Annotated in this window: 12 protein-coding genes and 1 riboswitch; of the genes, 6 read left to right on the plus strand and 6 right to left on the minus strand. The window is 51.4% G+C overall.

Going from position 1 to position 11760, the window contains the following annotated elements; genetic code table 11:
- Nucleotides 1-329 precede the first annotated feature (329 nt).
- Both purH and purD read left to right on the plus strand, forming a co-directional pair.
- A complete protein-coding gene (gene purH, locus B3Z23_RS03380; RefSeq protein WP_294901561.1) occupies nt 330-1925 on the plus strand; it encodes a bifunctional phosphoribosylaminoimidazolecarboxamide formyltransferase/IMP cyclohydrolase in 1596 nt (531 codons plus the stop codon).
- A 19-nt stretch (nt 1926-1944) separates the two neighbouring features.
- Entirely contained in the window at nt 1945-3234 is a 1290-nt protein-coding gene (gene purD / locus B3Z23_RS03385) for a phosphoribosylamine--glycine ligase (RefSeq protein WP_294901563.1), read from the plus strand.
- Between the two features lie 71 nt (nt 3235-3305).
- Here the strand turns inward: purD and B3Z23_RS03390 are convergent, their stop codons facing one another.
- From B3Z23_RS03390 to nudC, 6 genes are all read right to left on the minus strand, one after another.
- The gene (locus B3Z23_RS03390) at nt 3306-3965 is read right to left on the minus strand and encodes a DUF1481 domain-containing protein (RefSeq protein ID WP_294901565.1); all 660 of its coding nucleotides are present in this window, start codon (nt 3963-3965) and stop codon (nt 3306-3308) included.
- Nucleotides 3966-4129: 164 nt separating this feature from the next.
- Nucleotides 4130-4402, minus strand: a complete 273-nt coding sequence (gene hupA, locus B3Z23_RS03395; RefSeq protein WP_007886275.1) for a nucleoid-associated protein HU-alpha — start codon at nt 4400-4402, stop codon at nt 4130-4132.
- Between the two features lie 190 nt (nt 4403-4592).
- Nucleotides 4593-5183, minus strand: a complete 591-nt coding sequence (locus tag B3Z23_RS03400; protein ID WP_294901569.1) for a YjaG family protein — start codon at nt 5181-5183, stop codon at nt 4593-4595.
- Between the two features lie 62 nt (nt 5184-5245).
- Entirely contained in the window at nt 5246-5914 is a 669-nt protein-coding gene (nfi, locus tag B3Z23_RS03405) for a deoxyribonuclease V (protein WP_294901601.1), read from the minus strand.
- Between the two features lie 5 nt (nt 5915-5919).
- Nucleotides 5920-6984 carry a uroporphyrinogen decarboxylase gene (gene hemE / locus B3Z23_RS03410; protein ID WP_294901571.1) on the minus strand — a complete coding sequence of 355 codons (1065 nt, stop codon included), beginning with the start codon at nt 6982-6984 and terminating at the stop codon, nt 5920-5922.
- Nucleotides 6985-7079: 95 nt separating this feature from the next.
- Nucleotides 7080-7853, minus strand: coding sequence for an NAD(+) diphosphatase (gene nudC, locus B3Z23_RS03415; RefSeq protein ID WP_294901573.1), 774 nt, complete (start codon nt 7851-7853; stop codon nt 7080-7082).
- Nucleotides 7854-8069: 216 nt separating this feature from the next.
- Nucleotides 8070-8170, plus strand: a riboswitch (TPP riboswitch).
- Nucleotides 8171-8255: 85 nt separating this feature from the next.
- Between nudC and thiC the strand changes: the two genes are divergently transcribed.
- The 4 genes from thiC to thiS are packed head-to-tail and all read left to right on the plus strand — an operon-like array spanning nt 8256 to nt 11760.
- Nucleotides 8256-10175, plus strand: a complete 1920-nt coding sequence (thiC, locus tag B3Z23_RS03420; RefSeq protein WP_294901576.1) for a phosphomethylpyrimidine synthase ThiC — start codon at nt 8256-8258, stop codon at nt 10173-10175.
- On the plus strand, nt 10175-10825 hold the full coding sequence (thiE, locus tag B3Z23_RS03425; RefSeq protein ID WP_294901578.1) for a thiamine phosphate synthase: 651 nt from the start codon (nt 10175-10177) through the stop codon (nt 10823-10825). Before thiC ends, thiE begins: the two co-directional genes overlap by 1 nt.
- Nucleotides 10815-11576: a HesA/MoeB/ThiF family protein gene (locus tag B3Z23_RS03430; protein ID WP_294901580.1), complete on the plus strand. Its 762-nt coding sequence runs from the start codon at nt 10815-10817 to the stop codon at nt 11574-11576. The genes thiE and B3Z23_RS03430 overlap by 11 nt, the downstream gene beginning before the upstream one ends.
- Nucleotides 11560-11760 carry a sulfur carrier protein ThiS gene (gene thiS / locus B3Z23_RS03435; protein WP_294901582.1) on the plus strand — a complete coding sequence of 67 codons (201 nt, stop codon included), beginning with the start codon at nt 11560-11562 and terminating at the stop codon, nt 11758-11760. Before B3Z23_RS03430 ends, thiS begins: the two co-directional genes overlap by 17 nt.

An 11760-nucleotide genomic window follows, 5' to 3' on the forward strand; every position in this document is an offset into this window, starting at 1 on the left:
TTGGCGCATCGCGCTTTGCCGTCTCAGTGGTTGCGCATTATAGGCAGTTCATAAAAAGGCGCAACCGCTAATTTCAAAAATAATAACTGTTTGCTGCAATACACAGCAAACAGGCTATTTATACCCTGTTATCCACAAAGTTACTCACAAAGCGCTATAAATCCAAATTTAGCCGGGCATCACGCAAACGTTTTCGCTACAATGCCGCCATGCAGAAACCCGGTCTGAGATGTTTGTGAAAGCAGATAAATAAGCAGTTTGCTTTCAGAGATTTCTTTACGACTTCTTTCTTTCTATAAATGAAACCAATCCAGGGGATTACATTTACTATGCAACATCGTCGTCCTGTACGCCGCGCTCTTCTGAGTGTCTCTGACAAAACCGGTATTGTAGAGTTTGCCAAAGCACTGACTTCCTGCGGCGTTGAGTTGCTATCTACCGGCGGCACTGCCCGTTTGCTGGCGGATGCCGGCCTGCCTGTTACCGAAGTATCTGACTACACCGGTTTCCCGGAGATGATGGACGGACGTGTGAAAACACTGCATCCGAAAGTCCATGGCGGGATTCTGGGACGTCGTGGTCAGGATGATGCAATTATGGCAGAGCATCAGATAGCACCGATCGACATGGTCGTCGTGAACCTGTATCCGTTTGCTCAGACAGTGGCCCGTGAAGGTTGCAGCCTGGAAGACGCAGTAGAAAATATTGATATCGGCGGACCTACCATGGTGCGCTCAGCAGCGAAGAACCACAAAGATGTTGCCATTGTGGTTAACAGCGGTGACTACTCTCTGCTGATTAAAGAGATGCAGGCCAACGATAACAGCCTGACACTGGAAACCCGGTTTGACCTGGCTATCAAAGCATTCGAGCATACTGCCGCCTATGACAGTATGATCGCCAACTACTTCGGTCAGCTGGTGCCGGCTTACTACAATAATGAAGAGAAAACTCCTTCCGGGCGTTTCCCACGCACCCTGAATCTCAACTTCGTTAAGAAGCAGGATATGCGCTACGGTGAAAACAGCCATCAGGATGCAGCCTTCTATATAGAAGAGAACGTTGCCGAAGCTTCTGTTGCAACCGCACAACAGTTACAAGGTAAAGCTCTTTCCTATAATAATATTGCCGATACCGATGCGGCCCTCGAGTGCGTAAAAGAGTTCGCGGAACCCGCATGTGTGATAGTCAAACATGCCAACCCTTGTGGCGTCGCCATCGGCAACGATATTAAACAGGCCTATGAACGTGCTTACACTACCGACCCGACCTCAGCGTTTGGCGGTATCATCGCGTTTAACCGTGAACTGGATGAAGAAACTGCGCAGGCCATTATCAGCCGCCAGTTTGTTGAAGTCATTATTGCCCCGTCCGCCAGCGAAGCCGCCTTGAAAGTGACAGCGGCTAAGCAGAATGTCCGCGTGCTGATCTGTGGTGACTGGCAACAACAACGTAGCGCAGCGCTCGATTTCAAACGGGTCAACGGTGGCCTGCTGGTTCAGGACCGTGATCTTGGGATGGTCGATGAAACTCAATTGCGCGTTGTCAGCCAGCGTCAGCCAAACCCACAGGAAATGCGTGATGCCCTGTTCTGCTGGAAGGTCGCAAAATTTGTTAAGTCTAACGCGATTGTCTATGCGCGGGATAACCAGACTATCGGTATCGGAGCCGGACAAATGAGTCGTGTCTATTCCGCCAAAATCGCTGGCATCAAAGCCGGGGATGAAGGTCTGGAAGTGAAAGGATCGGCGATGGCTTCTGACGCGTTCTTCCCGTTCCGTGATGGCATTGATGCAGCCGCCGCCGTCGGGATCACCTGTGTCATCCAGCCAGGCGGGTCTATCCGTGATGATGAAGTCATTGCAGCTGCCGATGAACATGGCATCGCGATGATCTTTACCGATATGCGTCATTTCCGCCATTAATTTACCCGGAGTTGTAACGATGAAAATTTTAATTATTGGTAATGGCGGGCGTGAGCATGCGCTGGCATGGAAAGCCGCTCAGTCACCGTTAACTGAGTCTGTCTATGTTGCGCCAGGTAATGCCGGCACTGCCCGGGAACCGGCCCTGCAAAATGTGGATATTAGCGCAACAGATATTGAGGGACTGCTGGCATTTGCTCATCAATACAAGATTGATCTGACAATTGTCGGCCCCGAAGCACCGCTGGTCACGGGTGTGGTTGATGCTTTTCGTGCTGCAGGGCTGAAAATCTTTGGCCCGACCCAGGCCGCAGCCCAGCTGGAAGGCTCCAAAGCGTTCACCAAAGACTTTTTGGCCCGTCATAAGATTCCGACAGCGGAATACCAGAATTTTACCGAAATCGAGCCGGCACTGAGTTACCTGCAGGAGAAAGGCGCACCGATTGTTATCAAAGCCGATGGTCTGGCCGCAGGGAAAGGCGTTATTGTTGCTATGACTCTGCAGGAAGCTGAAGATGCTGTCCGCGATATGCTGGCAGGTAATGCTTTTGGCGATGCAGGTCACCGCATAGTGATTGAAGAGTTCCTTGACGGCGAAGAAGCCAGTTTCATTGTGATGGTCGATGGTGAGCATGTACTGCCTATGGCCACCAGCCAGGACCATAAACGTGTCGGTGATGCTGATACCGGCCCTAATACCGGAGGCATGGGGGCATATTCTCCGGCCCCTGTGGTCACCGATGAAGTCCACCAGCGGGTCATGGACCAGGTGATTTGGCCAACTGTCCGTGGAATGGCAGCCGAAGGAAATGTTTACACCGGCTTCCTGTATGCAGGGCTGATGATTGATGCTGCCGGTCAGCCAAAGGTTATCGAATTTAACTGTCGTTTCGGTGATCCGGAAACCCAGCCCATCATGATGCGTATGCAGTCTGATCTGGTGACATTATGTCTGGCGGCCTGCGAAGGTCAGCTGGATCAGCAGGAATCCTTATGGGACCCACGCCCGGCACTGGGTGTAGTCATCGCTGCTGGCGGCTATCCTGACCAATACCGTAAAGGTGATGTGATTTCCGGTCTGGAAGCGGCAGCAACATCGGAACCCGATGGAAAAGTATTCCATGCAGGCACTGCCTTACAAGGTGACGACGTCGTAACAAGCGGCGGGCGGGTACTTTGTGTCACTGCACTCGGTGCTGACGTCGCAGAAGCACAGAAAAATGCTTATGTGCTGGCAAAAGCTATCTCATGGCAAGGGAGCTTCTACCGTAATGATATTGGCTACAGAGCCATTAATCGTTCAAAATAATTAAGGTGCCTCACGTCATAACAGAGCAGGCTTCGGCCTGCTTTTTTTATTAGTGTACCGCACTCCTACGGCTACAAGTCTTCGGCTGTCGGCTGGTTATGACATAAATTATCAGGTGTGGCTTTCAGTAATTGCGTACCCTGCGGGCCCTGTATCCACGAGATATACAGCGGGGCAGTCCCTGACTCACTCCGGCGAATCACCCGCAATGCTTCTGCCCCCAGTTCTGCCTGAACCTGTTGGTGATCACAGGTCATGACCGTGTTTCTTTGCTGCCATATCCCCTGTTGCAGACGTATTTTTCCTGCCTGCAATGCGTTACTGATACCCAGTATCCTGCCAGCATCAAACTGGTAAAGCTCAATCGCTTGCTGGCTGACAGGTTCACGGTGCTTTTCCAACTGACGTTGCATAAAGCTGACATTACCCTGGTAATCAAATCTCAGTGTCACATCGTTTGACGTGGCGCCACTGAGATGTCGGCTGACTGAAGAGAGTTTGCCATTATGCCAGTGATATTCCGACTCTTCTGTCACCTTCTGATCGAATGGGGTATACAGAACACGTATCGTGACATCATCAGAATCGGTATTTTTGCGCCATAAACGTACGACGCCCCGATCGGCAAGATAACCTGAGGCACTGAACGGCGGATATTTTTGAGAGGAACTACAGCCTGCCAGCAGCAAACAGACCAGGCTAATAACACTTTTCCGTCCGGTGAAATACATATTCTCTCCTTCATAATCATGACAACCGGTCAGAACAACGAATGAGACAATTATACAAAGGAATTCAGCTAACAGGGATGGGACGGAAGATGAAGATAATAAACAGAAGGGGCAGTAATTTGCCCCTTCTGTTAACTAAACGTTTCGCACCCGAGGGGCAACGCTTATTTAACGGCGTCTTTCAGAGCTTTACCGGAAACGAACGCAGGAACGTTTGCTGCTGCAATTTTGATTTCTTTACCGGTCTGCGGATTGCGGCCAGTACGTTCTGCACGGTGGTTAACTTTAAAAGTACCGAAACCAACCAGCTGAACTGCATCACCTTCTTTCAGAGACTCAGTAATCGCAGCCAGAGTAGATTCCAGTGCAGTTTTAGCCTGGGTTTTAGACAGGTCCGCTTTTTCTGCGATCACATCAATCAGTTGAGTCTTGTTCATAAGTTATCCTTAAAGTGTATTTATCGCCTGCTAAGCAACGAATGCGAGTGAAAAGCCAAATGTTCCGACACCCTTCAGCCTGCACACACCGATAGCCACAATTTTTAGCCCCCCAAATGTAGACCAGACAGGGGGCCGATGTGAAGCCTTCTGATATGCTAAATCAGGCCTGAAATCACGTTTTATCGTCTTACTGGTTAAAACTTATACCGATATTGCTAATTCCGGCTTCCCGCAGGTCAGCACGCAGCCCTTTAATCAACTCCAGATCGCGTTCTTCACAGTCTGCCAGCAAGCGGAATATTTCCCATTGTAGGTCCCATTCGTCAATGACTGCCTGGTTCTCTCTGAGTTCTTCATCAGTCATCTCCCGGCCAGACTGAGTCATTTCCAGCATAGCAACGGTCGTAATAGATGTTTTACTCACTTCCACTGCGTAGGTCAAACTTTCACCACTTAACAGGGAGTGCAGTAAATCACTCAGTGCCACACAAGCATCAATGGCTGGATAGACACCATAAACATCGAAGGCTTCTCCGTCAGGAATAGCCTCTTCAAGTTTCTCAAGCTGAGAATCAAAATTAACTTTAGCACCCTTCACCACCAGTGTTTCCCAGACCAGATCAAGAATACGCCGATAGAGATATGGATCTGCAAATTCAGTCTGCTGACAAAATGCCTGATAGTTCGGATACATACGCTCACACAAACAGGCCATGAAGGTCACATGTTGCCAGCTTTCCAGTTTTTCCAGGCGAAGGTGGATGGGGTTACGTAACATGACAGATACTCATTATAAATTAGCTGGCAGAAGTGTAACGCAAAAGACGTCATTTCACAGCGTTATTGTGGTTCCAGCCAGCGCTGAAAGCCTTTGCGCTGTGAAGCAACAGCATCAGCAAGCCGGGTGGGCTCAGGCAAGCGATAGCCACGCAGGCATTGTTGAGTCCAGTAAAGTGCCATTTGAAGGCTGACCCGATGGCCGACAGAAATAAATAACGGATTACAACGCTGCTTACTGCGCAGTACCCAGCCAGCCTGCTGTTGCTGAAAGAGCAGAGGCTGGCTGGCACCGGCCTCTTCCGCCAACGGCAAATAGTCACCGCATAACCGGCTTTTAGCGACACCTATCGTCGGTACATCGGCCAACAGGCCAAAATGGCTGGCCACGCCTAATCCCCTGGGATGGGAGACACCATGTCCGTCAATAAACAGCAATTCAGGGCGATGTTCCAACTTCTGCCACGCAGCCTGTAAAGCAGGATATTCACGAAAGGAGAGAAAACCAGGAATATAGGGCAAGGTGACCGGAACCCGTGCAACACGATGTTCAACCATTTGCAGAGATGGCCAGCGTAACACCACCAGCGCAGCCCTCGCCACAGAGCCCTGCTGCTCAAAACCCACATCTCCCCCGCCGATAAATGACGGAGAGAAATCAGGGCTCAGCCCTTCACGGACAACTTCTGCTGCCCGTGAAAGTTGTTCAGCTTTAAGCGCCGCAACATCGATTGACATTATTTATGATATGCCGCAGAAAGGCGGTGAACAGCCTCAACAAAAGCACCGGCATGTTCCGGGGGGACATCCTGATGAATCCCGTGCCCCAGATTAAACACATGCCCGTTGCCCTGCCCAAAGCCTTCAAGGATGGTCGAGACTTCCTGCTCAATCCGCGCCGGCGGAGCATAGAGGATAGAAGGGTCCATATTGCCCTGTAAAGCCACCCGATGCCCAACCCGCTGACGGGCATTGGCGATATCGGTTGTCCAGTCCAGACCAATCGCATCACATCCGGTGTCTGCAATCTGTTCCAGCCACTGCCCGCCACCTTTAGTAAACAGAGTGACCGGAACCCGACGGCCTTCATTTTCATGCAGTAGACCATCAACAATCTTATGCATGTAATAGAGTGAGAAATTCCGGTAATCACGACCGGTTAAAACGCCACCCCAGGTATCAAACACCATGACTGACTGCGCCCCGGCACGGATTTGTGCATTCAGATACAGAATGACACTCTCTGCCAGCTTGTCCAGCAAGGCATGTAATGCTGAAGGATCGCTGTACATCATTTTTTTGATTTTAGTAAAAGCCTTACTGCTGCCACCTTCCACCATATAGGTAGCCAGCGTCCACGGGCTACCAGAGAAACCAATCAGCGGAACTTCACCCTGCAGATTTTTGCGGATAGTCCGTACAGCATTCATCACATAGCCCAGTTCCTGCTCCGGATCAGGGATGGGCAAATTTTTGACATCCTGTGCGCAGCTTATCGGAGAAGAAAAACGGGGCCCTTCTCCGGTTTCGAAATACAGCCCTAACCCCATAGCATCCGGAATTGTCAGGATGTCAGAGAACAGAATGGCTGCATCCAGAGGATAACGGCGTAAGGGTTGCAGAGTCACTTCACAGGCCAGTTCAGCATTCTTACACAGTGACATAAAATCACCCGCTTCTGCCCGGGTCTGCTTATATTCAGGCAAATAGCGACCTGCCTGACGCATCATCCATACCGGAGTCACATCCGTTGGCTGCCGCAGCAAGGCTCGCAGATAACGGTCGTTTTTTAATTCGCTCATAATAAGGCTCTCTCGAAATCAGGCGCGTATTATATACGCAAACCCGCACTTGTTCTAATTCTGCGCCTGTGCGGTAGCGTTGCTGTCACTGATGGTTATTCTTCATCCTGCCGGCATAATGCGACCGTGTCCTCAATCAGTCTCCGGGCAATCGTGCCCGGAGGCGGAAGCTTCGGTAATTCATCGTAACGATACCAGCCAGCATCCAGCAGTTCTTTAGGGTCGATATTGATCTCTCCACTCTCATAATCCGCCAGAAAAGCCATCATCAGCGATTGAGGAAACGGCCAGGGTTGTGAAGCAACATAACGCAGATTTTTGATTTTTATGTTGCTCTCTTCCATAACTTCACGGGCAACCGTCTGCTCCAGCGTCTCTCCGACCTCGGTAAATCCGGCTAATGCCGTGTAAATTCCGTTACGGTGTCTGACATGCTGCGCCAGTAATAACTGGTCTCCACGGCGGATAACAACAATAATACAGGGAGCTATCTGTGGATAATAACGCTCGTGGCAATGCGCGCACAGGCAGGCAAACTCTGTCCTGCTGCGTTGCATCTCTTTTCCGCAATAGCCGCAATAACGATGTGAACGATAAAACTCCGCCAACTGAACCCCTCTTCCGGCCATTCTGAATAACCCACCATCACCCTGGAGGAGCTGGCGCAGCGAAGCCATATCCTGAGGCCTTGAGTCATCCACCAGCCAGACGGTTTCGCCCTGCCATTCACCTATTATCTGTCCGCGTGCTCCCGTAAGAGAGAACGCTTCAGCACTACCATGGGGTAATTCTCCCGCAGGTAACCAAAGTTTATTTAACTGACTGACCACCCACCAGCCGCTGTCTGAAGCGGCTATTTCACGTTCCATCAATCATCACCTTATTATTTTTCTGATGCATCACGACGAAGCTGTTAATCCCATAGTACCACCCGCCTGACTAATGTCAGCGTCTGGCCGGAAAATGCAGCCATTCAAAACCAACCCGACAAACACCAGGGGCTTGTGCTTCACTCTGAACCCCACTATGCTGAGAGGCGGTGACTTATCACCCGCAGCTGTATGAACTGAAAATTCTGCAGCCAGTTTATCTTGTCGGAGTGCCCTTCGGGGCTGAGACCGTTAATTCGGGATCCGCGGAACCTGATCAGGTTAGTACCTGCGAAGGGAACAAGAGTACAGTTCAGCCTGAGTGTGCCTGCCGGCATACCTGTCTGTCACTCCATCCGAACTCCGGACAAGCGTATTTCTTTGATTACAGGAAATAGAGCTATGTCTGAAAAATTATCCCGTCGTGAAAAACGCGAGCAAGCCCGCAACTTCATCAATTCACTCAGCAGTCAGTCGTTTCCGGCCTCACGTCGTCGCTGGCTAACCGGATCACGCCCTGATATCCGCGTCCCTGTACGTGAGATACAACTCACCCCGACCCGTATTGGCGGAACCACTGAAAACCCGGTATTCGAGGAAAATGAAGCGATCCCGGTATATGACACTTCAGGTCCGTTTGGTGATGAAACCGCAGTCCCGGATATTCATCGTGGCATTCCACGAATTCGCCAGGCATGGATTGAGCAACGTCAGGATTCGGCAGATATTCCGGCCACCAGCTCGGCCTATACCCGCGAACGTCTGGCTGATGAAACGCTCGACGACCTGCGTTTCAGGTATTTACCGCAGCCACGTAAAGCACAGGCAGGATGCTGTGTCACCCAGTTACATTATGCCCGTCAGGGAATCATTACCCCGGAAATGGAGTTTATTGCCCTGCGTGAAAATATGGGGAGAGAAAAAATTTCCGGTGAAGTATTACTTCAGCAGCATCCGGGAAAACATTTTTTTGATCCCCTCCCGGCGACTATCACTGCCGAGTTTGTGCGCCAGGAAGTCGCTGCTGGTCGGGCCATTATCCCGGCCAATATCAACCATCCGGAATCTGAACCGATGATTATCGGCCGTAATTTTCTGGTAAAAATCAATGCCAACATCGGTAACTCTGCCGTCACTTCATCCATAGAGGAAGAGGTGGAAAAACTGGTCTGGGCTGCCCGTTGGGGGGCTGATACTCTGATGGATCTCTCTACCGGGCGAAATATTCATGAAACCCGCGAGTGGATCCTGCGTAACAGCCCGATCCCGGTGGGTACAGTACCGGTCTATCAGGCTCTGGAAAAAGTTAACGGGATCGCTGAAGATCTTAACTGGCCGATCTTCCGGGATACCCTGCTGGAGCAGGCTGAACAGGGCGTCGATTACTTCACCATCCATGCCGGTGTCCTGTTGCGCTATGTCCCGATGACTGCAAAACGTCTGACAGGGATAGTTTCCCGTGGTGGATCGATTATGGCGAAATGGTGCCTTTCGCATCATCAGGAAAACTTCCTTTATCGCCACTTCCGGGAAATTTGTGAAATTTGTGCCAGCTACGACATTTCTCTGTCATTAGGTGACGGGCTTCGTCCGGGGTCTATTCAGGACGCGAATGATGAAGCACAATTTGCTGAACTACATACCCTGGGGGAACTGACCAAAATAGCCTGGGAATATGATGTTCAGGTAATGATTGAAGGCCCGGGCCACGTCCCTATGCATATGATCCAGCGGAATATGGCTGAGCAGTTGGAGCATTGTCATGAAGCTCCATTTTACACCCTGGGTCCGCTGACCACGGATATCGCCCCGGGTTATGATCACTTTACCTCCGGCATCGGTGCCGCAATGATAGGTTGGTTTGGATGTGCCATGTTGTGCTATGTCACCCCGAAAGAGCACCTCGGTCTGCCAGATAAAGAAGATGTTAAACAGGGATTGATCGCTTACAAAATCGCAGCTCATGCTGCTGACCTCGCTAAGGGACATCCCGGCGCACAAATCCGCGACAATGCCATGTCTAAGGCCCGTTTCGAATTTCGCTGGGAAGATCAGTTTAATCTGGCTCTTGACCCGGAAACTGCCCGTAACTATCACGACCAGACCCTGCCACAGGAATCCGGCAAAGTCGCCCACTTCTGTTCTATGTGCGGGCCAAAATTCTGCTCAATGAAGATTAGCCAGGAAGTTCGCGATTTTGCCAGCAAAAACCCGCAACCGTCGGTGGTGATAGATGAAGGTATGCTGGAGATGTCTCAGCGTTTCCGCGACAGCGGTAGTGAAATTTATCAGCAGGTAGTGGCGGATGCGGAGGCGAAATAATGACGCAGAAATTTCCGCCGGTACCACTGCGCTGCGGGTTATACGCCGTAGTAGATAGTGTTGAATGGATAACCCGGCTGCTGGATGCAGGGGTAATGACCCTGCAGTTGCGAATGAAACAAGGCAGTGCCGCCGAAAAAGAACAGGCCATCATCGATAGTATCCGTCTGGCGGCTGCCCGCCAGGCGCGGTTATTTATTAACGATGACTGGCAACTGGCCATTAAACATGGTGCCTATGGCGTACACCTCGGACAGGAGGATTTAGACACTGCGGATTTGGATGCGATCCTGCAGGCTGGCCTGCGTTTAGGGGTATCAACCCATGACAGTCACGAAATCGCCAGGGTTTTACCTCTTCACCCTTCCTATATCGCGCTCGGTCATGTTTTCCCGACGAATACCAAACAGATGCCATCTCAGCCTCAGGGGCTGGACAACCTGCGTCATCATGTCCGGCAACTGGCCGGAATACCTACCGTCGCGATTGGAGGGATCAGTATCGACAGAGCCGCTGACGTACTGGCCACCGGAGTAGGTAGTATTGCCGTCGTCAGTGCAATTACGGCAGCGGCAGACTGGCGCGATGCCGTGGCACAGTTGCAGTCACGGGTGGCTGAAGCAGACAGAGGTACCGCAGATGCTCAGTGACCAGGATTTTATGCGTTACAGCCGCCAACTGTTGCTGGAGGAAATTGGCCCGGTGGGTCAGGAACAACTGGCCAACTCAACTGTTCTGGTCGTCGGACTGGGAGGGCTAGGCTCACCAGCCGCCCTGTATCTGGCAGCTGCCGGTGTAGGTACACTGTTGCTGGCTGATGATGATTCATTGCACATCAGCAACCTTCAACGGCAAATCCTGTTCCGTAGCAATGACACCGGCAAACAGAAAGCGACACTGGCAGCCAGCACACTGCATGAACTCAATCCTTCGGTCCACCTGCATGCCCTGGCACAACGGATAGATGCTAAGCAACTAAACCGCTTACCGGCCAGACCCACAATAGTCCTCGACTGTAGTGACAATATGGCGACCCGTCAGTTGTTGAATAGCTGGTGTATTGAACAACAGATCCCGCTGGTCTCTGCCAGTGCAGTAGGGTTCAGCGGGCAGTTGCTGGTACTGACACCTCCCTGGACGCAGGGATGTTACCGTTGTCTGTGGCCGGATTCGACAGAACCAGAACGAAACTGCCGTAACAGTGGAGTTGCAGGGCCGGTGGTCGGCATGATGGGGAGCCTGCAGGCGCTGGAAGCAATCAAGCTGATCGCTACCGGTCACAGTGCTGCGTCAGGGCAACTGATTCTGTTTGACGGTCGTGAACTGCAATGGCGTCGCCTGCAACTCACACCGGCTGCAGACTGTCCGGTATGCGGAGAAGCCCATGCAGATTACGCTTAATGACAAGCTGATGTCTGTCAGTTCACCCTGCCTCCTCAGTCAGTTGCTGCAGCAGCTCCAGGTACGCCAGAAAGGTACGGCTTTGGCGGTCAATGGCCAGATAATCCCCGCCGCTGGCTGGCCAGAATATCTGCTGCAGGAGAATGATGATGTCGTAGTTTTTCAGGTCATTGCCGGAGGCTAA

Origin of the sequence: Tatumella sp. UBA2305, assembly GCF_002345795.1 — a bacterium.
GTDB classification, from domain to species: Bacteria; Pseudomonadota; Gammaproteobacteria; order Enterobacterales; family Enterobacteriaceae; genus Tatumella; species Tatumella morbirosei.